The sequence below is a fragment of the Ensifer adhaerens genome (genome assembly GCF_002940685.1).
GTDB classification, from domain to species: domain Bacteria; phylum Pseudomonadota; class Alphaproteobacteria; order Rhizobiales; family Rhizobiaceae; genus Ensifer; species Ensifer adhaerens_E.
Genome location: NZ_PNFP01000004.1, coordinates 227,483 through 251,447 on the forward strand (window position 1 = coordinate 227,483; position 23,965 = coordinate 251,447).

At 63.9% G+C, this 23,965-nt stretch carries 20 protein-coding genes; 10 read left to right on the forward strand and 10 right to left on the reverse strand.

Annotated elements, in window-relative coordinates; translation table 11 throughout:
* Positions 1-3: 3 nt before the first annotated feature.
* On the reverse strand, positions 4-1,980 hold the full coding sequence (locus C1A35_RS09710; RefSeq protein ID WP_104664117.1) for an FUSC family protein: 1,977 nt from the start codon (positions 1,978-1,980) through the stop codon (positions 4-6).
* Positions 1,981-2,258: 278 nt separating this feature from the next.
* On the opposite strand from C1A35_RS09710, the gene C1A35_RS09715 reads away from it, so the two are divergent.
* Together C1A35_RS09715 and C1A35_RS09720 are read left to right on the forward strand one after the other, a co-directional pair.
* Positions 2,259-3,473, forward strand: a complete 1,215-nt coding sequence (locus tag C1A35_RS09715) for an NADP-dependent isocitrate dehydrogenase (RefSeq protein WP_043614565.1) — start codon at positions 2,259-2,261, stop codon at positions 3,471-3,473.
* Between the two features lie 23 nt (positions 3,474-3,496).
* Positions 3,497-4,093 (forward strand): demethoxyubiquinone hydroxylase family protein, encoded by a 597-nt coding sequence (locus tag C1A35_RS09720; RefSeq protein WP_104664118.1) that lies wholly within the window; start codon positions 3,497-3,499, stop codon positions 4,091-4,093.
* A 30-nt stretch (positions 4,094-4,123) separates the two neighbouring features.
* Here C1A35_RS09720 and C1A35_RS09725 read toward each other — a convergent pair whose 3' ends face one another.
* Both C1A35_RS09725 and C1A35_RS09730 read right to left on the reverse strand, forming a co-directional pair.
* On the reverse strand, positions 4,124-5,119 hold the full coding sequence (locus C1A35_RS09725) for a carbon-nitrogen hydrolase family protein (RefSeq protein ID WP_104664119.1): 996 nt from the start codon (positions 5,117-5,119) through the stop codon (positions 4,124-4,126).
* A 207-nt stretch (positions 5,120-5,326) separates the two neighbouring features.
* The gene (locus tag C1A35_RS09730; RefSeq protein WP_104664120.1) at positions 5,327-6,178 is read right to left on the reverse strand and encodes an AraC family transcriptional regulator; all 852 of its coding nucleotides are present in this window, start codon (positions 6,176-6,178) and stop codon (positions 5,327-5,329) included.
* A 281-nt stretch (positions 6,179-6,459) separates the two neighbouring features.
* On the opposite strand from C1A35_RS09730, the gene C1A35_RS09735 reads away from it, so the two are divergent.
* A complete protein-coding gene (locus tag C1A35_RS09735) occupies positions 6,460-7,194 on the forward strand; it encodes a metallophosphoesterase (RefSeq protein WP_104664121.1) in 735 nt (244 codons plus the stop codon).
* Between the two features lie 166 nt (positions 7,195-7,360).
* Here C1A35_RS09735 and alaS read toward each other — a convergent pair whose 3' ends face one another.
* Entirely contained in the window at positions 7,361-10,024 is a 2,664-nt protein-coding gene (gene alaS / locus C1A35_RS09740; RefSeq protein WP_104664122.1) for an alanine--tRNA ligase, read from the reverse strand.
* A 231-nt stretch (positions 10,025-10,255) separates the two neighbouring features.
* The gene (gene recA, locus C1A35_RS09745; protein ID WP_104664123.1) at positions 10,256-11,344 is read right to left on the reverse strand and encodes a recombinase RecA; all 1,089 of its coding nucleotides are present in this window, start codon (positions 11,342-11,344) and stop codon (positions 10,256-10,258) included.
* Between the two features lie 320 nt (positions 11,345-11,664).
* On the opposite strand from recA, the gene C1A35_RS09750 reads away from it, so the two are divergent.
* From C1A35_RS09750 to C1A35_RS09760, 3 genes are all read left to right on the forward strand, one after another.
* Positions 11,665-12,612, forward strand: a complete 948-nt coding sequence (locus C1A35_RS09750) for a carbohydrate kinase family protein (RefSeq protein ID WP_104664124.1) — start codon at positions 11,665-11,667, stop codon at positions 12,610-12,612.
* 31 nt (positions 12,613-12,643) lie between these two features.
* The gene (locus C1A35_RS09755; protein ID WP_104664125.1) at positions 12,644-13,573 is read left to right on the forward strand and encodes a pseudouridine-5'-phosphate glycosidase; all 930 of its coding nucleotides are present in this window, start codon (positions 12,644-12,646) and stop codon (positions 13,571-13,573) included.
* Positions 13,574-13,649: 76 nt separating this feature from the next.
* Positions 13,650-13,928 carry a hypothetical protein gene (locus C1A35_RS09760; RefSeq protein WP_104664126.1) on the forward strand — a complete coding sequence of 93 codons (279 nt, stop codon included), beginning with the start codon at positions 13,650-13,652 and terminating at the stop codon, positions 13,926-13,928.
* 61 nt (positions 13,929-13,989) lie between these two features.
* On the opposite strand, the gene cckA is transcribed toward C1A35_RS09760, so the two are convergent.
* Positions 13,990-16,626 carry a cell cycle histidine kinase CckA gene (cckA, locus tag C1A35_RS09765; RefSeq protein WP_104664127.1) on the reverse strand — a complete coding sequence of 879 codons (2,637 nt, stop codon included), beginning with the start codon at positions 16,624-16,626 and terminating at the stop codon, positions 13,990-13,992.
* Between the two features lie 267 nt (positions 16,627-16,893).
* Between cckA and C1A35_RS09770 the strand changes: the two genes are divergently transcribed.
* Positions 16,894-17,859: a flagellar biosynthetic protein FliO gene (locus C1A35_RS09770; protein WP_104664128.1), complete on the forward strand. Its 966-nt coding sequence runs from the start codon at positions 16,894-16,896 to the stop codon at positions 17,857-17,859.
* Positions 17,860-18,036: 177 nt separating this feature from the next.
* Here the strand turns inward: C1A35_RS09770 and dksA are convergent, their stop codons facing one another.
* Positions 18,037-18,456 (reverse strand): RNA polymerase-binding protein DksA, encoded by a 420-nt coding sequence (dksA, locus tag C1A35_RS09775; protein ID WP_034794589.1) that lies wholly within the window; start codon positions 18,454-18,456, stop codon positions 18,037-18,039.
* A gap of 90 nt (positions 18,457-18,546) precedes the next feature.
* Positions 18,547-18,876, reverse strand: a complete 330-nt coding sequence (locus tag C1A35_RS35865; RefSeq protein ID WP_158665032.1) for a hypothetical protein — start codon at positions 18,874-18,876, stop codon at positions 18,547-18,549.
* Here C1A35_RS35865 and C1A35_RS09780 point away from each other — a divergent pair.
* The 3 genes from C1A35_RS09780 (at position 18,857) to C1A35_RS09790 (ending at position 22,092) form a co-directional block, all read left to right on the forward strand.
* Positions 18,857-19,366 carry a SixA phosphatase family protein gene (locus C1A35_RS09780; protein ID WP_104664129.1) on the forward strand — a complete coding sequence of 170 codons (510 nt, stop codon included), beginning with the start codon at positions 18,857-18,859 and terminating at the stop codon, positions 19,364-19,366. The genes C1A35_RS35865 and C1A35_RS09780 overlap by 20 nt on opposite strands.
* Positions 19,367-19,513: 147 nt before the next feature.
* Positions 19,514-21,010 carry a YcjX family protein gene (locus C1A35_RS09785; RefSeq protein ID WP_104664130.1) on the forward strand — a complete coding sequence of 499 codons (1,497 nt, stop codon included), beginning with the start codon at positions 19,514-19,516 and terminating at the stop codon, positions 21,008-21,010.
* A complete protein-coding gene (locus tag C1A35_RS09790; RefSeq protein ID WP_104664131.1) occupies positions 21,007-22,092 on the forward strand; it encodes a YcjF family protein in 1,086 nt (361 codons plus the stop codon). The genes C1A35_RS09785 and C1A35_RS09790 overlap by 4 nt, the downstream gene beginning before the upstream one ends.
* A gap of 15 nt (positions 22,093-22,107) precedes the next feature.
* On the opposite strand, the gene C1A35_RS09795 is transcribed toward C1A35_RS09790, so the two are convergent.
* Positions 22,108-22,899, reverse strand: coding sequence for a molybdopterin-binding protein (locus C1A35_RS09795; protein ID WP_104664132.1), 792 nt, complete (start codon positions 22,897-22,899; stop codon positions 22,108-22,110).
* On the reverse strand, positions 22,896-23,759 hold the full coding sequence (locus C1A35_RS09800; RefSeq protein WP_104664133.1) for a cytochrome b/b6 domain-containing protein: 864 nt from the start codon (positions 23,757-23,759) through the stop codon (positions 22,896-22,898). The genes C1A35_RS09795 and C1A35_RS09800 overlap by 4 nt, the downstream gene beginning before the upstream one ends.
* Positions 23,760-23,965: the final 206 nt, after the last annotated feature.

The following is a 23,965-nucleotide window of genomic DNA, read 5'->3' on the forward strand; positions in this document are numbered from 1 at the left end:
CCGCTACAAATGAAGCCGGTTGAGAGAGACGCCGATCATCTCCAGACCCAGCTCCGCATCGTCCTTCGAGATCGGCAGATGGCGATCGACCGGCGCGCCGATCCGGCCGACCTCATAGAAATAGGCCGAAGCCTTCTCGCGCACCGACTGCACGAGCGCGAGATTGATGTCGATGTCGCCCTTGAAATCGGATCCTTCCGGCTCCGCTTCCGTGTTGACCCGCCGCGCGAAGACCCGGGCCCAATAGGTGCAGGCCATGAAGATCGCCAGCGCCTGACGCACATGGCCCGGACGCGTCACCAGTTGCCACGGAAGCCCGAGCGGCTTTGCCGCCGCCGCGAGCTCGCGATAGGCTCGGTCGAGCGCCTGGGAGCGGGCAACGAGACCCATTCCGGACGTGCCGTCCCGCGCGGCCTGCAACAGGCCGATGAGTTCGTCGCACCAAGTCGCGACAGCGGCATCGAGCGTCGTGCGGGTCCGTGTCGGGAAAACGACGAAGGCAACCGCAGCGCCGGCGATCGAGCCGATCATCGTTTCCTCCAGGCGCAGTTGCAGCAGATGCGGGCTCAGCACGCCCATCAGGCTATAGACCAGCGACAGAACGACGGAGATGAAGAAGGTCATCGTCGCATAGGAGACGGCGAGGAAATAGAAGGCGAGAAAGACGCAAAGCGCGCTGAGCGGCAGCACCAGGTAGATATTGCCGGCTACCAGCGTACCGACAATGATGCCGACCACAATGCCAAAGAGTGTGCCGGCCGAGCGCTGCAGCGCCTTGACCGCCGTATCGCCGCGCGAGCGCGTATTGGTGAAGACGAGAAACGCCGCAAGCACGGCCCAGAACCAGCGCTCGCGCGACAGCATCAGCCCGAACACCATGGCGATACCAGAAGCGAGCGTGATCTGGATCGCCGCCTTCAAGGCCGGATCGTTCAGCGACGGCCTCCAGCGGGCGGCAACGCCGCTCAAGTGCAGGGGCGGCTCTTCCAGATCGGCCGGCGTCAGCTTTGCAAGGCTTCGGGCGAGCCTTTGCCGGACGTTGCGCAGCCACAGCAGCGCCGTCACCGTTTCCTGTCGCCTTGGTGCCGGATCGCCGAGCCGCGCGATCTCCTCGTCGATCCGCCCGCCGTCGCGGGCCACCATCGCCTCCACCAGCGCCGGCGGCGGCATCGACTGGAAACTCACCACGATCACGCTTTCGGCCGCCAGATGCAGATCGAAGAGATTGACGACGACATCGGCGGAGGCAAGGCCCGGCTCCGGTTCCGGCCGCCGGTTTTCGGTCGGAATGAAGCTTTCCGCCATCAGCACCGCTTCCTTCAGCCGCTCTTCCGCCGTGTGCAGCCGGCGCCGGTCGACTTCGGAAAGAACCGGCTTGCGGGCGATCTCTGCCAGTTGCAGCAGCATCTGGTCGACGCGGCGCTGCACGCTCGCCGTCGCGCGCAGGAGATCCTGGTAGCGGTCATCCGGCAGCAGGCGCGTGCGAACGAGATGCGCGACCGTGGCGGACACGGCCGCCCCGAAGAACAGCGCCGGCAACTGGTCGAGTGTCGGTCTCAGATAGGCGCCGGTGAAATAGGACATGAAGGCGAACATGCCGACGGCAAAACCGCGAGGCCCGAAGGCGCGGCCATAGACCGCGAGGAAGATGATCAACAGGGAGACGACGTCGGAGACGTAGCGGTGATTCTCGAGCACCGAGGCGAGCCCGACCATGGAAACACCGACGAGCACGGCGATGATGCGCGTCAGCCGCTGGCCAGCAACAGTGCGATCGCGCACCGCGAGGCCTCCTTCGATCGACAGCGACGCGGCAAGGCCGAAGGCCGCCGGCGGCAACGGTGCGACGAGGTAATGAAACGCCATCAGCAACAGGATGGAGACAACGATCGTCGCGGTGATGCGCGAGGCCTGCCGCAGGCGGGAGAAGGCCGGATCGTTGGCAAGAAGCCAATCGCGCATGCGGGAACGAAGTGCCATCGGTCGCCTTTGCCTGTCCCGCGGTCGCCTGCTGATGCGCGCCGCTTTCGCCGGTTCTTCCTGCATAACGACAGGATCGATCTTTTCAAGGCCTGCGGGATGAAAGCCACCCTTGAAAAGCCGTGGCAAAGCCGCGCTCGGCGCCCGTCTCAACCTCCGTCCAAAGTTTCAGCCAAGCATGCTTTGCCTTGTCGGTTCTGAGTGCTATAGGGCACAGGATTTTTCAGAGAGGAAGGGACATCGCTCCCGCTGTCCCGCATAAGCTACGAGGCATATTCATGGCAAAGATCAAGGTCGCCAATCCGGTCGTCGAACTCGACGGCGATGAGATGACCCGCATCATCTGGCAGTTCATCAAGGACAAGCTGATCCATCCCTACCTCGACGTCGATCTGGAATATTACGACCTCAGCGTCGAAAACCGCGATGCCACCGAAGACCAGGTGACGATCGACGCCGCCAACGCCATCAAGAAGCACGGCGTCGGCGTCAAGTGCGCCACCATCACGCCGGACGAAGCCCGCGTCGAGGAGTTCAAACTGAAGAAGATGTGGAAGTCGCCGAACGGCACGATCCGCAACATCCTCGGCGGCGTCATCTTCCGCGAGCCGATCATCTGCAAGAACGTCCCGCGCCTGGTTCCGGGCTGGACCAAGCCGATCATCGTCGGCCGTCACGCCTTCGGCGACCAGTACCGCGCCACCGACTTCAAGTTCCCGGGCAAGGGCAAGCTGACGATGAAGTTCGTCGGCGAAGACGGCAAGGAAATCGAATACGACGTCTTCGACGCACCGTCGGCCGGCGTTGCCATGGGCATGTACAACCTCGACGATTCGATCACCGAATTCGCTCGCGCGTCGTTCAACTACGGCATCCAGCGCAAGGTTCCGGTCTACCTGTCGACCAAGAACACCATCCTCAAGGTCTATGACGGCCGCTTCAAGGACATCTTCCAGCAGGTCTTCGACGCCGAGTTCGCCGACAAGTTCAAGGAACTGAAGATCTGGTACGAACACCGCCTGATCGACGACATGGTCGCTTCGGCTCTGAAGTGGTCCGGCGGCTACGTCTGGGCGTGCAAGAACTACGACGGCGACGTGCAGTCGGACATCGTGGCCCAGGGCTTCGGCTCGCTCGGCCTGATGACCTCGGTTCTGATGACGCCGGATGGTAAGACGGTTGAAGCCGAAGCCGCGCACGGCACGGTCACCCGCCACTACCGCCAGCACCAGAAGGGCGAGGAAACCTCGACCAACTCGATCGCCTCGATCTTCGCCTGGACGCGTGGCCTTGCCCACCGCGCCAAGCTCGACGGCAACGCCGAACTGGCAAAGTTCTCCGAAACCCTCGAGAAGGTCTGCGTCGACACCGTCGAAGCCGGCTTCATGACCAAGGACCTGGCGCTCCTCATCGGTCCCGATCAGCCGTGGCTCTCGACCACCGGCTTCCTCGACAAGATCGACGAGAACCTGCAGAAGGCCATGGCTGCCTGATAGGCTCGACAGAGCCTGAAAAAATGATCGCGCCGATTTCCCCGCGCAACGCCCTGACGATCGCTCGCATCGTCAGGGTCAATCACGCCGGGGAATTCGGCGCGATCCGTATTTATGGAGCCCAGATCGCGGTCGCACGCTGGCTCTATAAGGATTGCGTGCCGATGCTCTCGGAAATGCTCGGCCACGAGATCGAGCATTGCGCGCTGTTCCGCGCGGCCATGCCGGCGCGAAAATCGCGCCCCTGCCGCATCATGCAATTCTGGAGCTTGGGCGGCTGGCTTCTCGGCTTCGTAACGGCTCTCTCCGGTCGCCGCGCCATCTGGGCATGCACGGCAGCCGTGGAAGCCGCCGTGCATCGCCATCTTGACGATCAGTTGCATTTCCTCGCCGACAAGGATCCGGAGCTGCATGCCCTCATCCTGTCGATCCGCGAGGAGGAACTGGCTCATCTTGATCACGCCGAGGCGCAGCTCTCGGGTGAAGACAGGTTCGCCAAAGCGCTCCGTGCCGCCATTTCCCTTGCCACCAATACGCTGATCTGGCTTTCGACCTGGGGCGATTCTGCGCGCATGGCGTCGGCCCTGCGGCAGGCCTTGACGCAACCCAGCCCACGCTAGGCGTCGTCGCGCCGACCGCAGGAACGTCCATTAGAACATGTCGCGGCCATTGCTTCTCGGGTCGTCGTCCACCCGATACGGATCGTAGATCCCGCCGCGCGCCTGTCGACGCCACGGGCGGGCCGGATCGCCAAGGTCTCTGCCGATATCCGAAACGACAATCGCAGGTCCATCTCCGGTGCATCGCGCCGCCCATTGGCCGTCGGGAGCAACGATGCCCGACGGGGCCGCAAGGCCCGGCCGCGAAAGGGCGGCAAAACTCGCCCAGTACCGGTTGGTCGATGCATGCCCCTGCACCTCGGCGGCAAAGGCAAGGTCGATCGGCAAGGGACCACCGCTGGTCGAGAACAACACGCAATCGACGTTCAACCGCTCGTATTCGATGAAAAGCTCGGGAAAGTGGCACTCGAGGCCGAGCGCGCAGCCGAAGCGCACGCCATCGACCTCGAAGGTCACCGGAATGGAGCCGGGCGTATACATGTACGAGATCTTCGTGTTCGACAGCATGCGTTCGTCGTAGCGCGTCGCAACCGTTCCCTTGTCCGAGATCACATAGAGGCTGTTGTGCGGTCGATGAGGTTCGGTCAACGGGTGTACGGAACCGAGGACCGTCCATAGACCGAGCTCTCGCGCCAGCGTCCGTGTGGCATCGAGCTCCTCGCGCAGAACCGCCCACTCGAAGCGCCGCCAATCGGAAGGGCCAATTTCGCGGGGACCGATCGCAGACATGATGCGCTTGTTCGGAAAGCATGTCGCGCCCTCGGGCAGATGCAGCACGCGCGCCCCTGCCCGATGCGCCGCCCGCATCAGGTGGCGGACTCCTTCGCCGGCAAGGCGAAGTTCCGCTGCGTCCCTGGGATCGTCGAAGTAGCTGGATTGCGCTACGGCCAGGCGCAGCGATCTTGGTTGTGGAGGCGCCTCTTCCGCCGAAGCGTGGCGAAGATGCATGCGTGCCGTCGTATAGGATTCGCCGGTCTTGGCGGCACGGGCACGCACGCGGCGTTTGAAGTTTCGGTTTTCAGTCATGACAGGGCCTTTCGCGTCTCGGGCAAGTTCCCCAGCAACCGGACCCGAAACGGTGGGACCGAGATTGCGGCCCGAGACTGAAGTCCCTTTGCCTCCGTGAAGGACCGTGCTGGGGACGATCTTTGGAGGTTCGGCGCAGGCCACGCCGAACCAAAGGTGCCGATCGGCCGCCGATTCGTCAATTCCGGACCGGCGGCCGCATGCCCGTCACTTCAATGGCAGGTAGATCTCGCTCAGGAGTTCCGTCGGCGGAACCTCGCGGGGATTGTTGAGATACTTCTCGAACATCAGGCTGTCGCGGATCTCGCGGCCGGATTGCGGCAGCCAGGTGCCGTAGAGCCATTGATAGGCCTTCGGCATATCCGCGTAGGGGCCCTTGTGGCGCAGCACCGCGTAACGGCCGCCATCGAGATGCTGCGGCGTCAAGGGAGCATCCGTCGGCATGGGTTCGCTCGTGCTGACGCAGGCAAACGAGCGCAGCTTGTCGGTCGGCACCAGTTCCGGATCGTCGAGGTAGATGCCGATCATCTCCATGTCCGGCCGGAACAATTGCCGAGAAAAAAGGGTGCCGTAGAGCGTCTCGAACGCTCGTCCGATCTCCATGTAGGAGCCGCTATGACCGACGCCGACGAGGTCGAAGGCCTTGATGTCCTTGAGGGTAACTTCGTACATGTCTGGGATTCCTTCCGTTGAGGCGGTTTCAAAGGCCACATGGCTCCCCTCCTTCCGGTAACGCGCCGGCGGCAGCCCGTAGGCGGCCTTGAAGGTGCGGTTGAAGGATTGCAGATTGGGGTAGCCAGAGCGCTGCGCGATCGTTTCGACTGGAAGATCGGTCTGTGCGAGATCGGCCGCGGCCCGCTGCAGCCGCAGTCGCTTCACCGTCCCGGCCAGGGTCTCGCCGTGGACGGCCCGGTAGATCCGGTGCCAGTGGTGCGGCGACAGACAGGCAATCTCCGAGAGACGATCGAGGTCGAGATCGCCGTCGAGATGGCCGTAGATGTAGTCGCTGACCCGGTGCAGGCGCCGTTCATAGGTCGCCCACGCTACCCGCTCTTCCATGTCCAACCTTTCGTGCTTTGCTCACGGATCGGTAGACCATAGATCAATTTGACAAATCCTGCGGAGTTGCGCGCGTGCTCCGACAGAGATTTGTGCTTGCCGACAGCGATATATGACCACAGAACCAGGCGTCGCTCCGCCCTCCTGCGCGTCCCGCAACGGTGCCCTTGGACAGCTCTCCGATTTGGAAGTCGCGCAACGCGCAACCCAAGATTGCTCTTGACCGATCTGGCCGATATCCGATCCTATCGCGCCACGCTCGATATCAAGGGGGAAAAACCGTGCTCATCGCGCAGATCTCGGACATTCACGCAGGCGTGGACAACGACAACCTTCAGCGCCTCGATCGCGCCCTTTTCTGGCTCGATGTCCTCGCACCGGATGCGCTGGTGGTCTCCGGCGATCTGATCGACGAAGGATCAGAGGAAACCTACGCGGCAATCGCCGAGCGCCTGGATAAAATAGCCTATCCGGTCTTGGTACTCCCGGGAAATTCGGATGACCGAACTCTGGTGCGATCCTTCTTTGGCGGCAGCCATCGTGTCGAAGGGCTTCGCGGCGCAGCGCATTTTACCACGCGGATCAATGGGCTCCGCCTGATCGGCATCGACGCCAGCATAGCCGGTTCGCCCACAGGCGATGTCACCAACCACCTGCCCTGGCTGAAGGAAGCGTTGGATGAACCAGGCACCGATGCTTCCCTGGTGTTCCTGCATCATCATGTCGTTGCCAGCGGCATTCCGCCGATCGATGCGGCCATATGCCAGGGAGCTCAGGAACTCGGCCGGCTGCTTGCAGACCATGCGCGTCCGCCGCTCGCGCTTTCGTCCGGCCATGTCCACCGGCCGATGGCTGGAATGCTCGTCGGCATTCCTGCGCATGTCTGCGGCTCCATTTGTCCCGCCAATCCATTGTGGTTCGGAACGGCCGCCGCCCCGCCGGTCAACGACCCGCCGATGCTCATGGTTCATCGGCTGGCAGGCGGCATCCTGGTGAGCAATCACATTTCGGTTTGAACGTCCAAGGCGAGGAGGCTCCGTTCGCGCGCGCTGGTGACCCCGGCCGCCATGACGCGTACGGCTCGGGTTGGCTCGCGGGACCGCGACCGCGAAGCTGGGTGCCGATGCAAACAAAAAGGGCGCCGCAACGGGCGCCCCTTTCCTATTCTGCTGTGGGTGGCAATCAGCCGGCGAGTGCGACGGCCACGGCCTCGATCGCTTCGGCTGCCTTGTCGCCATCCGGGCCGCCGGCCTGGGCCATGTCGGGACGGCCACCGCCGCCCTTGCCGCCAAGCGCAGCAGATGCGATGCGGACGAGATCGACGGCGCTGAGCTTCGAGGTCAGGTCGTCGGTCACGGCGACGACCGCGCTGGCCTTGCCGTCGCCGGAAACGCCGACGAAGGCGACGACGCCCGAGCCGAGGCTCTTCTTGCCGTCATCGGCAAGGCTCTTCAGGTCCTTGGGCTCGACGCCCGAGACGACCTTGCCGAGGAAGCGGACGCCGGCGATATCGCGGGCTGCGTCGGCGGAACCCGCCTCGCCGCCACCGCCGAGCGCCAGCTTCTTCTTGGCTTCCGTCAGTTCGCGCTCAAGCTTGCGGCGCTCGTCGAGCAGCGCTTCGACACGGCCGAGCACGTCGCCCGGCTGGACCTTCAGCGTGTTGGCAAGCGTCTTCACGCGCTCGTCCTGCTCGTTCAAGTAGGCGCGCGCAGCTTCGCCGGTCAGCGCCTCGATACGGCGAACGCCGGCGCCGACGGCGCTTTCGGAGACGACGCGCACGAGACCGATGTCACCGGTGGCCGACACATGGGTGCCGCCGCAGAGTTCGACGGAGTAGGCGCGGTTGGCCTTGGAGCCGTGGATGCCGCGGCCCATGGAGACGACGCGCACCTCGTCGCCGTACTTCTCGCCGAAGAGCGCCATCGCACCTTCGGCAATGGCATCATCGACGCTCATCAGACGGGTGGTCACCGGCGTGTTCTGCACGATGATCTCGTTGGCCATCTCCTCGACGATCTTCAGCTCGTCGGCCGTCATCGGCTTCGGATGGGAGACGTCGAAGCGCAGGCGTTCCGGCGCCACAAGCGAGCCCTTCTGGGCCACATGGGTGCCGAGCACTTCGCGTAGCGCCTCGTGCAGGAGGTGCGTTGCCGAGTGATTGGCGCGAAGACGCGAGCGGCGGGCATGGTCGACGTCGAGCTGGGCGGCGTCGCCGGTCTTGACCGTACCTTCGGCAACGGTCGCGAAGTGCACGAAGAGCCCCTCGCCGCGCTTCTGCGTGTCGGTGACAACAAGCTTGCCGCCTTCTGTCGTGATCGTGCCGGTGTCGCCCATCTGGCCGCCAGATTCGCCGTAGAACGGCGTCTGGTTGAGCACCAACTGGACGGTCTCACCCTTGGCGGCGCTTGCTACGACGGCGCCGTCGCGCACGATCGCCTGGATCACGCCTTCGGCGGTCTCGGTGTCATAGCCGAGGAAATCGGTGGCGCCGTGCTTTTCCTTGAGCTCGAACCAGATCGTCTCGGTCGCAGCCTCGCCGGAACCGGCCCAGTTGGCGCGCGCTTCGGCCTTCTGGCGCTCCATCGCGGCCGTGAAGGCGTCGGTATCGACGGTGATGCCCTTGGCGCGCAGCGCGTCCTGGGTCAGGTCGAGCGGGAAGCCGTAGGTGTCGTAGAGCTTGAAGGCGGTCTCGCCGTTGAACTGGTCGCCTTCGGTGAGATCGGCCGAGGCGTCCGAGAGCAGGTTGAGGCCGCGCTCGAGCGTCTTGCGGAAGCGGGTTTCCTCAAGCTTCAGCGTCTCGGAGATCAGCGCTTCGGCGCGCACCAGTTCCGGATAGGCGCGGCCCATCTGGCCGACGAGTGCCGGCAGCAGCTTCCACATCAACGGATCCTGGGCGCCGAGCAGCTGCGCGTGGCGCATGGCGCGGCGCATGATGCGGCGAAGCACGTAGCCGCGGCCTTCGTTCGACGGCAGAACGCCGTCGGCGATCAGGAAGGCGGACGAGCGCAGGTGGTCGGCAATGACGCGGTGGCTGGCGCGACGGTCGCCTTCGGCTTTGATGCCGGTTGCCTCTTCCGAAGCGGCGATCAGCGCGCGGAACAGGTCGATGTCGTAGTTGTCGTGTTCGCCCTGCAGCACGGCTGCCAGGCGCTCGAGGCCCATGCCGGTGTCGATCGACGGACGCGGCAGGTTGACCCGCTCTTCCTTGGTGATCTGCTCGTACTGCATGAAGACGAGGTTCCAGATCTCGATGAAGCGGTCGCCGTCCTCATCGGCCGAGCCCGGAGGTCCGCCCCAAATGTGGTCGCCGTGGTCATAGAAGATTTCCGAGCACGGACCGCAGGGGCCGGTATCGCCCATGGCCCAGAAGTTGTCGCTGGTCGGGATGCGGATGATGCGGTCGTCGGAGAAGCCGGCAATTTTCTTCCAGAGATCGAAGGCCTCGTCGTCGGTGTGGTAGACCGTGACCAGCAGGCGCTTGGCGTCGAGGCCGTATTCCTTGGTGATCAGGTTCCAGGCGAGCTCGATGGCGTTCTCCTTGAAGTAATCGCCAAAGGAGAAGTTGCCGAGCATCTCGAAGAAGGTGTGGTGGCGCGCGGTATAGCCGACATTGTCGAGGTCGTTGTGCTTGCCGCCGGCGCGAACGCACTTCTGCGCCGTCACGGCCGTCGAATAGGGGCGCTGCTCCAGGCCGGTAAAGACGTTCTTGAACTGCACCATGCCGGCATTGGTGAACATCAATGTCGGGTCGTTGCGCGGCACCAACGGGCTCGACGACACGACCTCGTGACCGTTCCTGCGGAAATAGTCGAGAAAGGTCGACCGGATTTCATTCACGCCGCTCATCTTGCGTCCTATTCTTAAGCACCGATTCCGGCCCGGGTCCGGCCCACGCCGCGCCACCAAGCCATTGTCCCTAAACCCTGCGGCCACCGATGGCGACCGCACCCTCCAACGCGCTGGGTCGCCGGAACCAAAGGCTTTTATCGCTCACATATCCGACTGTCCAGACGCCAGCAAAAAACCGGCCGCCCATGGGACGACCGGTTTTCTGGTAACCGCGGTGGACCGGACGGCTTATGCTTCCGGCGGCTCGTCACCATCGTCTGCTTCCGGACCGCCATTCTCAAGGAACCGGTCGGCGATCAGGCCGGCGTTCTGGCGCAGCGCCGTCTCGATTTCGCGCGCGAGATCCGGATTGTCGCGCAGGAACGTCTTGGCGTTCTCGCGGCCCTGGCCGAGACGCTGGCTGTTATAGGAGAACCAGGCGCCCGACTTTTCGACGATGCCGGCCTTGACGCCGAGGTCGACCAGTTCGCCGGTCTTCGACACGCCTTCGCCATACATGATGTCGAATTCGACCTGCTTGAAGGGAGGCGCCATCTTGTTCTTGACGACCTTGACGCGGGTCTGGTTGCCGACGACCTCTTCGCGCTCCTTGACCGAGCCGATGCGGCGGATGTCGAGGCGAACCGAGGCGTAGAACTTCAGCGCGTTGCCGCCGGTGGTGGTTTCCGGCGAACCGAACATGACGCCGATCTTCATGCGGATCTGGTTGATGAAGATGACCATGCAGTTCGACTTGGAGATCGAGGCGGTCAGCTTGCGCAGCGCCTGGCTCATCAGGCGGGCCTGCATGCCCGGCAGGCTGTCGCCCATTTCGCCTTCGATTTCGGCGCGCGGCACGAGTGCGGCAACGGAGTCGACGACGAGAACGTCGATCGCGCCGGAGCGCACCAGCGTGTCGGTGATCTCAAGCGCCTGCTCGCCGGTGTCCGGCTGCGAGATCAGGAGGTTTTCGAGATCGACGCCGAGCTTGCGGGCATAGACCGGATCGAGCGCGTGTTCGGCGTCGACGAAGGCGCAGATGCCGCCCTTCTTCTGTGCTTCGGCGACAGTCTGCAGCGCAAGCGTCGTCTTGCCCGAGCTTTCCGGTCCGTAAATTTCAATGATGCGGCCCTTCGGCAGGCCGCCAATGCCGAGCGCGATGTCGAGGCTGAGAGAGCCGGTCGAAACCGTCTCGATCTCGATGATGCTGTCCTTCCCACCGAGCTTCATGATCGATCCCTTGCCGAACGACCGTTCGATCTGGGAGAGTGCCGCTTCAAGTGCCTTGCTTTTATCCACCGATTTGTCCTCTACGAGCCGCAAAGAGTTTTGTGCCATTTGGTCCACCTTTAGGTTATTGAAGCTACCGAGGCAATGAAGCCGCCGCAGGAGTTTTTGTACATGTTTTGTTCCGTATTTGCAAGGGCGCGACAAAGCATTGAAAAACAATAGCTATCTTGAATTCGTTCGATTCTTGTTCACGGATTGAAACCACAGGTTCTCACGTGCGCGCTCTCTCCCTTCAAACCGCCCGGACAAGGCCCGATCGATTCGCCCGCTGCTGAGATATCGACGACGCCGGGCACTTGGGATTGGTGTTTCGAAATGGCAAAGAGCCAACAGAAAATTCGGCCGTCGGGCCAAGCAGAGGAATACCCATGACGCAAGCTGAGATCGCCGTTTTCGGCGGCGCGCATATCGACAGGCGCGGCCGCATATCGGGAACGACAGCGCCCGGATCGAGCAATCCGGGAAGCTGGTTCGAGGAGGCAGGCGGCGGGGGCTTCAATGCCGCACGCAACCTTGCGCGTCTCGGCCACAGCGTGCGCATGATCAGCACCCGCGGCGGTGATGCGGCCGGCGAAATGGTGACCGCCGCAGCGGCGGCCGCCGGCGTCATCGACAGTCCCCTCACCTTTCTCGACCGCCAGACGCCGAGCTATACCGCGATCCTCGAAAACGACGGCAATCTGGTCATTGCGCTTGCCGACATGGACCTCTACCGGCTGTTTTCGCCACGGCAGTTGCAGCGGCGGGCGCTGCGCGAGGTCATCGCCGCGAGCCGGCTTGTGCTGACAGACGCCAATCTGCCGGAAGAAACGATCGCCGCACTTGCCCAGTCGGCGACCGGCAACGGCCGTCTCATCGCCGGTATTGCCGTTTCGCCCGCCAAGGTCATTCGTTACCGGCCGTGCCTCTCGCATCTCGCGTTCCTGTTCATGAACGAATCCGAGGCGCGGGCGCTGACCGGCAAGGAGGCCGCGGAGGCGGAAGAGTGGCCGTCACTGTTGAGAGGCCTCGGCATCAACGGCGGCGTCGTGACCCGTGGCGGCCGGGCGGTCGTTGCGTTCGAGGGCGACAGCACCTGCATCGTCGTGCCGCCGGCCCTGCCAGCACTTGCCGACGTCACCGGCGCCGGCGACGCGCTCGCCTCCGGCTTCCTTTCCGCCCGCCTTGCCGGCCGCAACATCGCCGATTGCCTGCGGCACGGCATCGCAGCCGCCGGTTTAACGTTGCGTTCTCCCTTGGCCGCATCCGAAGAGATGTCCGCGGCCAATCTCGAACAGGCGCTGGCCCTTGTGCCCGCGCCCCAAATGCTGTCATGACATTTGCCAGCAGAACTCCCAAGGAAAGACCATGACCAAACCCGCTTCCCCCTTCCTGCCGATGGAATATTCCGACGAGGTCGCAGCCGCCAAGGCGCGTGGCGCACCGATCGTGGCGCTGGAATCGACCATCATCACCCATGGCATGCCCTATCCGGGCAACCTGAACATGGCCCGCAGCGTCGAAGCGATCATCCGCGAACAGGGTGCTGTGCCGGCGACGATCGCCGTCATCCATGGTGTTCTGCACATCGGCCTTGACGACGCCAAGCTCGAAGAACTGGCGAAGACGCAGGGCGCGATGAAGGTCTCGCGCGCCGATCTCGCCTTCGCGATCGCCGAGCGCCGCACCGGTGCGACTACGGTTGCCGCGACGATGATTGCGGCTGCCCGCGCCGGCATCCGCGTCTTTGCGACCGGCGGCATCGGCGGCGTGCATCGTGGCGCCGAGCTCTCCTTCGACATCTCCGCCGACCTCGACGAACTCGCCCGCACCGGCGTCATCGTCGTCTGCGCCGGCGCCAAGGCGATCCTCGACATTCCGAAGACGCTCGAAGTCCTGGAAACCCGCGGCGTTCCCGTCGTCACCTATGACAGCGAGATCTTCCCGGCCTTCTGGTCGCGCGACAGCGGCCTCAAGAGCCCGCTGATGCTGAACAGCCCGGCCGCGATCGCCAACTTCCAGACCATGCGCGAACTGCTCGGTGTCGAAGGCGGTATGCTGGTTGCCAATCCGGTTCCGGAAGCTGCCGAGATCCCGCGCGAAGAGATGGAAATCTATATCGCCCGCGCGCTCGACAATGCCGAGAACGACGAGATCACCGGCAAGGCGGTCACGCCCTATCTGCTTAGCAACCTCTTCGAAATGACCGAAGGCCGCAGCCTCGAGACCAACATCGCGCTGGTCGAGAACAATGCCCGGCTTGCCGGCGAGATCGCCGTCGCGTTGAACGCGAAGTAGTCCGGTAGAAACGGCGAGAAATAGAGAAGCCCGGCCCGCAAGCGCCGGGCTTTTTTTACATTGGGGAAGGCTGACTATGCGTTGGAAGTTTGATCAAGCACATGATGTTGCCTGCGTTACCTGCCGCTCGGTGGTCGCGGGGCACCCGGTTCTCGTCGCAACGCATCATGAAGACGATCATTCATGGGCGTTTACAGATGGCGCACCGATCGACATGGCGAAAGTGCTGGTGGTCGCGATGTCTGAGGTCGTCGAGCGTCACCCCGACCTTGACGAGATTGCCGATCTGCCCCCTGGCTGGTCGGCAACGCGCGTCGCTGCTGATCAGCCTTGGTCAAGGCAGCAGAACGGCTAGGGGCGGAAGCTTAACGTACCCACCGCCGACCCCGGTCGATATCCCCTGGCGTTCAACGGCCCTAAGAATCGAGCATCTCGCGCACGGAAACCGCCAGCTGCTTCAGCGAGAAGGGCTTCGGCAGGAAGCCGAACTTGGCGTCGGCCGGCAGGTTGCGGGCAAAGGCGTCTTCGGCATAGCCGGAGACGAAGATGAACTTCAGGTCCGGATACTTCTTGCGCAGTTCGGTCAGCAGCGTCGGCCCGTCCATTTCCGGCATCACCACGTCGGATACGACGATATCGACGGCACCGTTGAGCTCGTCCATGATGTCGAGCGCCTCGACACCGGAGCCGGCCTCGTAGACGGTGTAGCCGCGCGTTTCGAGCATGCGCTTGCCACCACGCCGCACCGCCTCTTCATCTTCGACGAGCAGCACCACCGCCGAATCCCCGGTGAGATCGGTCGGCTCTTCCTGCTTTGCAGCCGGTGCAGCGATCGCCTGCTGAGACGGGGCCGGAACAGTCTGCGCCGTCATCGGTGCTGTTGTCGCGGCCTGCACCAGCTCTTCCGCGGCGACCGGCACCTCGATATGGCGGGGCAATAGGATGCGGAAGGTCGTGCCCTTGCCGACCTCCGATTCCGGATAGATGTAACCGCCCGACTGCTTGACGATGCCGTAGACCATCGACAGGCCGAGACCGGTGCCCTTGCCGACCTCCTTGGTCGTGAAGAACGGCTCGAAGATCTTGTCGAGGATTTCAGGCGCGATCCCGGTCCCCTGGTCGGAGACCTCGACCATCACGAAGTCTTCGTCCGGCAGCTCCCGCCGTCCGATAGCCGAGACCTCAGCCGCCGGCAGATTGCGCGTGCGAAGCGTGATCGTGCCGCCACCGGGCATCGCGTCGCGGGCATTGACGGCAAGGTTCAGGAGCACCTGCTCGAACTGGCCGAGATCGGTCCGGACCGGCCAGAGATCGCGGCCGTAATCCACTTCGACCTTGACGTTGGTGCCGGTCATGCGGTCGACCAGCATGCGCAGGTCGCCGATCACGTCGGTCATGTTGAGCACCGTCGGCCGCATCGTCTGCTTGCGTGAAAACGCGAGCAGCTGGCGCACCAGCACCGCGGCGCGGTTGGCGTTGCGCTTGATCTCCATCAGGTCGGCAAAACTCGGATCGGCCGGGCGCGCGGACAGAAGCAGATGGTCGGAGGACAAAAGAATGGCGGTGAGCACGTTGTTGAAGTCGTGCGCGATGCCGCCGGCGAGCGTGCCGACCGCATTCATCTTCTGCGTCTGCGCCATCTGGTTTTCGAGCGCCTTCTGCTCGGTAATCTCCAGCGCGTAGATGATCGCCGCCTCCTCGGGCGCCTGATCCGTCTGGTCGATCACGGCATTGACGTAGAAGCGGAAGTGGCGCTCGCCATCGCTCGGGTGCAGGGCGTCGATCGGCGCGATATCACCCTGCCGGTCCTTGGCGGCTGCCAGCGCCTCATGCAGGCGGCCCTTCTCGGTCGCATGCACGACCGTCTCGATCAGCGCGCCGCGCTCGACGTCGTCCTGCGAAACGAGACCTGAAAACAGCTTCAGGAACGGCGCGTTGGTGCGCAGGATCCGGCCGTTGCCGTCGACCGAGGCGATTGCCATCGGCGTATTGTTGAAGAAGCGGGTGAAACGCATCGCCGCGCTCGAAGCCGACTGCTCGTTGTCCTCGCCGCCTTCGCGCGACATGACGATCGTGCGGCTTTCACCGGGCGCGCCGTCGCGGGTCGAGGAAACGCGGTGGATCATGCGCACCGGCAGGCTCTGGCCGTTCATCTTGCGCAGATCGAGGTCGAGCATCTTGGTCTTCTTCAGACCGGGTTCGGCCTGCACCGCCTGGACGAGTGTCAGCCCCTCGCCCGCGACGAGATCGCCGATGCTGATCGAGCCCGGCTGGAACTTGGTGAGATCGATGCCGAGCCAATCGGCCAAGGTGGCGTTGATGTAGAAGATCTCGCCCTTGCGACCGGCGGAGAAGAAGCCGGCCGGCGCGTGGTCGAGATAGTCGATGGCGTTCTGCAGTTCCTTGAAGAACCGTTCCTGATCGTCGCGCTCGGCGGTGATGTCGGCGATCTGCCAGAGATAGAGCGGGTTGCGCTCGCTGTCTTCGAGCGGCAGAACGCGCGCCTTCAGCCGGAACCAATGGGCGCCGGAGCCGCTGGAAGCCGCGGTGGCGAACGGCTTCAGCAGGCGGAATTCCTCATGCCCCTGCTTGCCCTCGTGCAGGCCGTTGGTGAGCCTGTAGATCGCTTCCGTCGCCTCGCGATTGCGCGACAGGATGGTTTCGAGCGACTGGATGCCGGCGGCGTTCCTGGCGCCCGTCAGCGCGCCATAGGCGGCATTGGCGTAGATGATGCGCCCTTTGCGGTCGGTGACGATGGTGCCGTCTTCATGCGCATCGAGAAAGGCGCGCGCCAGTTCGTCCGGGCGCGACTGCGGCATCACCTCGATGAAGCCGATGACGGACGACACGAGGAAGAAGATGCCGACCATGGCGAGAACGCCGAGGATGCCGAGCACGATCTCGTTTTCCATCTGGTTCCGGAAGATCACGAAGGCGATCGCCGACACGGTGAGCACGATCGCGAGCAGCACGATCCGCAGCACGGTCCCCGGCCTGACGCCACGGTCAACAACCGGCATCTGGTAGTCGCCTGACTGCCGCAATTTCGTCATCGGGTCCTCTTATGCGGCCGGCGCCGCGCGCGGGCGCGGCCCAGCCCTTCCGGCCGGCATCCGCTCAAACCGCCGGGCAAATCGGTCGTTGCCGACACGCCCTCGATCATTCGGACAAGAATCATCTTTAACAATCAGAGATAACAGCAAAAAGCACCTGTGCGGAAGCATTCGAGCCAATTCACAGGGAATGTCGGCGAAGTGCTTGTCCGAGCCCGAAAAAAGCCGTCAAATACTGCCACTCGAAAGGCAGAAGGAGTTCAGCCTATGATGGAAACGATCATCGCCGACAACGGCAGCCGGTTCGTCGTCGCCGCTGCGGCGGTCGCGATTGGGCTTGTCTGCCTCGTGGCTGTGCTGTGGATCATGCGCAACCGTCCCTCGTCGCCCTTCATTCGCGGCGGCAAGAACCGCCAGCCGCGCCTTGCGGTGCTCGATGCCGCCGCCGTCGACACGCGACGCCGTCTCGTGCTCGTGCGTCGCGACGATGTCGAGCATCTGATCATGATCGGCGGACCGACGGATATCGTCATCGAGAGCCGGATCGTCGCGCCCGGCGACGAGCGCCCGGCCGTCAGCGAACGCAAGCCCGCCGAACCGGTAGCCGAAAACCGGCCGGCAGTCCGCGAACCCGCCCATCAGCCCCAAGCCTCGATTCAATCCGAGCCCGTCGCCGTCACGCCGGTGCGCCCCATCGCCCGGAGCGAGGAACAGCCGGCCGCCCGCGTCGAGCCGGCAGCACCCATGCGCGTTGTCGCGGAACAACGCCCGGTAGCCGCACCTGCCCTTTCCGCAGAGCAGCGCCCCATCGCCCGGCCGGTTGCACAGCCGGCGCCCGAAGTCATCCCGGCAGTAACCGCGGTTGCCGCCCCCCAGGTGAACCTCGATACGGCCGTAAACAGACCGACGGCAATCGCCCAACCGGTGCAGCCGCAACCCATTCAGATGCAGCCGACCCAACTCCAGCGCCCGGCACCCGTCATCCAGCCCCAGCCGGCGCCCGCCGCCGGCTACTCCGATTTTGAACGCCTGCTCGACGCCGAGATCAGTGGCGACCTGCAGCGCCTGGGGCCGGCAACGCCAGTCACGCCGGAAAACCGGGCGCCAAGCCATTCCGGCCGTCAGGAGCCCACCCTTGGCGCGCCCGTCGCCGAAGGCGGACACAAGGAGCCGACGATCGAAGAGGAGATGAACCGCATGCTCGCCGACATCTCCGCCGGGCGTAAGCCCTGATGGCCGCATCGGCCTGACGCCAGTCGTCAGGCATCGCGGCAGCGACGAGGCGCGTTTCTGAGCCCAGGCGTTGAAGCGAAGAGCGGTTTCACGTCTTCCTCGCAAGACGTTCGGGACAACGAAAAAGGCGCGGTTTGACCCGCGCCTTTTTTCAGACTGTTACGATAGCCCGAAAGCTTACTCGTCCCGGTAGACCTTTTCCCGCCGCTCGTGGCGCTCCTGCGCCTCGATCGAAAGGGTTGCGATCGGACGGGCGTCCAGTCGCTTCAGGCCGATCGGCTCGCCTGTTTCTTCACAGTAGCCGTAGGTGCCTTCGTCCAGCCGTTGCAACGCCGCGTCGATCTTGGAGATCAGCTTGCGCTGCCGGTCCCGGGCTCTGAGTTCGATCGCCCGATCTGTTTCGGAAGAAGCTCTGTCTGCGAGATCCGGATGATTGGCGCTCTCCTCTGCCAAGTGATCCAGTGTCTCGCGTGCCTCGCGAAGGATGTCATTCTTCCAAGCGTTCAACTTGGCCCGGAAATACGCCCGGTGGTTGGCATTCATGAATTCATCGTCCTCGGACAGGACGAAGGTACTAAGATCGATCTTCTCACTCAACGCGATTCTCCTGAAGAACATCTCATTGCGGCGGTGTATAGACCTATGGAAGCCGTGATTCAAGCCTCGGAACAGACACTCAACCGTATTTTAATATTGCTCCCGTTTCAGGCTAACTGGCGAATATTTCATCAAAATTACAGATCGGATCTTGATTTCCGACTTGCGCCCACCAATGCCTGCGCCGCCGCTCGCCGAAAAGTGACAATGATGTGTTTGCGCCATTTGATCTTCCATTCGCGACCGCGGCAAAGCGCAGCAGCCGGCAGTCCCCGAAAAAATCAGGCGGCCAGCTTGATCTTTGCGGTGCGGGCGGGGAAAGGTGGCGGTCTGCCGGCCGACGCGAAAGCCGACAATATTATACCCTGCTGCAACCGGCAGGCAGCTCCGGAACCATTCGATGAAAGACAGCGCTCCCAAGGCCCTCCGCCTCTACCTCCTGCGGCACGCGCGTTCCGGCTGGGCGCTGCCGGGGCAGCGGGATTTCGATCGGTCGCTGGACGAGGTTGGCTATATCGACGCGGAGCGGCTTGCCCAGACGGCCGCGGACCGGGGCATCCGCCCCGATCGCATCCTGTGTTCGACCGCCGTGCGCTGCCGGGAGACGGCTGAGCCGTTCTTCCGGACGGTCAGCGAAGTGCTGGATATCCGCTACATCGACGCACTCTATTCCGGCCCGACGAGCGTCTATTTCGACCTCATCGATGCGCACAGGCATCTGAACACGCTGATGCTGGTCGGCCACAACCCGATGATCGAACAATTGCTCTATCGCCTGGTTGGAGACGATGCCGCCCGCGAGGCGCTTCCCGACGGCTACCCTCCGGCGGGTCTGGCAACACTGGATCTGCCGGCTGCCGGCGACGCCGCCTCCGCCCGCCTGGTATCGCTGCTGCTGCCGACCTCCTAGAGGCCCACGACGAGAAGAAATGCCGTGCGCGCTTTGCGGCGCCGCAATTAGTGCCTATATCGCGGAAGCAGCCCGCAACCGATCGTTAATCGGCGGGCTCGACGATGCGAACGACCCCGGGAAACACGCCGCAAGAAAGACCAAGACTTGGCGCCTAACCTGACCAGCTTCAAAGACGACGCGCTGATTGCGCTCGACAATCTCACCGATCGTGCCTCCGGCCTCGTCAATCCCTCGATCCGGCTCGGCGTCACCGGCCTTTCCCGTTCGGGAAAGACGGTCTTCATCTCGTCCCTGGTGCACAATCTCTTGAACGGCGGACGCTTGCCGGTGTTCGAGCCGGTGCGCTCCGGCCGGGTCTCGAAGGTCAGGCTCGAACCGCAGCCGGACGATGCCGTGCCGCGCTTCCAGTATGAGGATCATATTGCCGCCCTGGTCCGTGATCGCATCTGGCCGGACTCGACCCGCGCTATCTCGCAGTTGCGCATCACCCTCGAATACGAGAGCGCCAGCGGCTGGAACCGGCTGTTCTCTCCCGGCCGACTGTCGCTCGACATCGTCGACTATCCTGGCGAATGGCTGCTCGACCTGCCGCTTCTCGCGCAGGATTTCCGTCAGTTCAGCAACAATTCCGTGGCGCGCGCCCGCGCGCCGGGCCGGGCCCAGCTTTCGGCCGCGTGGCTGACGCTTGCGTCGTCGGCCGGGTCCACAGCGACCGCCGACGAAGGCAGCGCCCGCCGGCTGGCCGAGAGCTTCACCGATTACCTCAGGGCCTGCAAGGCGGACGAACGCTCGCCCTCGACCCTGCCGCCCGGGCGTTTCCTGATGCCGGGTGACCTCGAAGGTTCGCCGGCGCTCACCTTTTCGCCACTTCCGGATCTGCCCGAAGGCCGCGCGCCGAAGGGCTCGCTCTGGGCGATGATGGAGCGGCGCTACGAAGCCTATAAGAAACATGTCGTAAGCCCGTTCTTCCGCGAGCATTTCGCCCGGCTCGACCGGCAGATCGTGCTGATCGACGCCCTGCAGGCGATCAATAAGGGGCCGGAGGCGCTGCTCGATCTCGAGCAGGCGCTGGCCGACGTGCTCGCCTGCTTCCGCCCCGGCACCAACAGCTGGCTCTCCTCCTTCCTCACACGCCGGATCGACAAGGTGCTGATCGCCGCAACCAAGGCCGATCACCTGCATCACGAAAGCCACGACCGGCTCGAGCGCATCGCCGCACGCCTGGTCGATCGCGCCGCCGAGAGCATCGGGCTGAGCGGCGCCGGCCTGGAGGTGATGGCGCTTGCCTCGGTTAGGGCAACCCGCGAAGCGACTGTCAACCACGACGGCCATGCGCTGCCGGTCATCGTCGGCACCCCGATATCAGGCGAGAAGATCAACAGCGAAATCTTCGATGGAGAAAAGAAAACCGCGATATTTCCCGGTGACTTGCCGGCAGATCCTGAAGTTCTTTTCAAGACGATGGAGACAAGGTCCGGCACAACGACCTATATCGAAAGCGCGCATCCGCTGCCGGAACTCAGCTTCGTTCGCTTCCGCCCCCCGCATCTTGAGGAAACCGGCGGCGGACTGAAGCTGTCGGTGCCGCATATCCGGCTTGACCGAGCCATGCAATTCCTGTTCGGAGACCGGCTCGCATGAGTGACGACAGCAACGGTCGCAGCCGCCGTCCCGGCGCCTTTTCAGTCGGCGAAGACAAACCCGCCGAGGCCGGTCCGCAGCTACGCACGCGACGCGCGCCCGCAAGTTTCGACGACAACGTCGTGCTGACACCCGATGCGGAAGACCCGTTCCGCGAGACCACGCTTGCGGTGGAGGCCCTCGCCCTGCCCGAAGCAAGTCCTCGCAAGCGCCGGCTGTCGGTCGGCAAGATCGCGACCGGCGCGCTCGGCATCATCCTGTCGCTGGCTGCCGGCCTCTGGGTCGACCGCCTGCTTCGCGATCTCTTCGCGCGTGCCGATTGGCTCGGCTACACCGCGCTTGCCGTCGTCGCGATCGGGCTCCTCGCACTTTTGATCCTCGTTGCCCGCGAGCTCTCGGGCCTGATGCAGCTCACGGCCATCCAGAAGCTGAAATCGGAAACGGAGGCTGCGGCCGCTTCGGCCAATGCGAAACCCGCGCGCGCAGCGCAGGCAAGGCTCGTCCACCTGCTGGCCAGCAATCCCCGAACGGCGCGCGGGCGCACACGGCTGAAGGAAAGCGAAGGCGAGATCATCGACGGGCCGCACGTGATCGAGCTCACCGAACGAGAATTGCTGAGCCCGCTCGACCGCGAGGCGCGCCGTCTCATTCTCGCAGCGTCCAAGCGCGTCTCGATCGTCACGGCGGTCAGTCCGCGCGCGCTCGTCGACCTCGGATACGTACTCTATGAATCGGCCCGCCTGATCCGCGCCATGGCCGAACTCTACGGCGGCCGCCCCGGCACCCTCGGCCTTCTGCGGCTGATGCGGGACGTCATCGCCCACCTGGCCGTCACCGGCTCGATCGCCGCCGGCGACAGCCTGATCCAGCAGGTTCTTGGCCACGGGCTGGCTTCGAAACTCTCGGCCCGCCTGGGCGAAGGCGTCATCAACGGCCTGATGACCGCACGCATCGGCATCGCGGCGATGGACCTCTGCCGTCCCATGCCATTCCGGGCGCTGAAACGCCCGGGGATCGGCGACTTTCTCGCCGACCTCAGTCCGGGTGCCGGACGCGTGATCGGTGAAAGCGGCGAGAAGTAGCACGCCCGCGCAAAACTAGATCCCCGCGTACCAGTCGTAGCCGAGATCTTCCCAGTAGCCGCCGCGCCCTCGCCCGAAGGGCGCGAGATCAGCAACGACTTCGATCGCGCGGATGTATTTCGCCATCTTGTAACCCAGCTGGCGTTCGACCCGGACGCGCAGCGGTGCACCGTTGGCGACCGGCAAGGCCGCACCGTTCAGGCCGTAGGCGAGGATCGTCTGCGGGTGACGCGCATCGACCATGTCGATCGATGTGTAGTAGGCGGCCGAGCCGGCAAGCCCGAGCGGCATGCTGTCGAAGCAATGAAAGACCACGTAGCGCGCCTCGGCCTTCACGCGCGCCTCATCGAGGACACGAGCAAGGGCAACGCCGCTCCACTTGGCGATGCAGCTCCAGCCTTCGACGCAGTCGTGTCGGGTGATCTGCGTGCGCGACGGCATGTTGCGCAGCTCCTCGAGCGTCAGATGCAGCGGGCGCTCGACCAGGCCGGAAACATGAAGCCGGTAACCGGCAAAGTCTTCCTGCTTCAGCGCGAGATAGGTTGCGTCCCCCGGATCGGTGGAGCCGTTCGGCCGCTGCCCCTGCCGGATCTCGCTCTCGGCAAATTCCGGTGCCAGCCGATCGGCCGGCACGAGCAGCCGCTGCGCCCGGTAAGTGAGGCTGTTGGCGGACGCGAGAAGGCCCCGCACGGAACTGCCGGTTCCCATGAGGCCGTCGAGCGCGTCGCAGCCTGCAAGCGGCAACGCCGAAACCGTTACCCCCGCCGCCGTCAGGAAGCGCCGGCGATTGAGCTGGAACGCGCTCATGTTCGTTCTCCCCGGCCCGCCGAGCGCCGGACGCGATACCGTCCTGTTATCATCGAGCGCATCTCGTTGATCGGACCGGCCGCAAACACCATGGCGATGTGCACCGCGAAGAAACCGCCGAGCAGTAGCATCACGGCGAAGTGGATCGTGCGAGCCGTCTGCCTGCCGCCGAAGAGTTGAACCAGCCAGGGCCAGCCGGCGTTCATGCCCGGCGACATGGTCAGACCGGTCGCGATCATGAGCGGAAAAAAGACCAGAAGAACAATGCCGTAGGAAAGTTTCTGCAAGCTGTTGTAGCGCCCGTCATGCTCAAAGCGAAACCGCAGATGCGCGACGAAGGTGGCGGGCAAGGCGCGGATATCGGCCAGACCGGGAAGAATGTCCCGCCGCAGGTGACCGTTGACCGCGCTCCCGACCAGCCAGACGGCATAGACGGCGGCAAATATCCAGGCGAAGAAGAAGTGCACGACACGGCCGGTTGCGAGGTCCTGATAGGAGGGCAGGGTCAACCAGGCCGGAAAAGCCCGATAGGTTCTCTCCTCTTCAGGCCCGCTGACGCCAAGAACGCCGGTGGTGTCGAAGCTTAGCCCAAAAACTGTGGTCAGGCCGCGAACCTCACCGCTTCGCTCGCGAACCGGCCCTATCGACAGGACGCTGTTGTCGAAGGCAAAGCCCGATTGCTGCCCGACATAGAGTGCCGGATGCGCGTTGAAGATCTGCAGACCGCTGAGGATGAGAAAGAACAGCGCGCCGGCCCAGGCCCAATGGGTCAGCCGGGTGGTCAGCCGGTGCCGCGATATCGTCAGGCCTTGCTGCGTGTCCGACGCGGTCGATTCCGAATCATGTCCTGCCGTATCCATGGGAAGTCTCCCGTTTCCATGGTCATACGTAGCGCGAACGGGGCAAGTTTCATGTCCCCGCACGATGCCTGCCAAAATTCGCCAACCCATTGTTTTTCTGAAGCCAAAAATGCTGTGGCCAATCCGCTTTCCGGCCACAAAGAAGCCGCAACGCGCACTGCACGGAAACCGTCCATTAACCATTTGTGCGCAAATGTGGCTTTCAG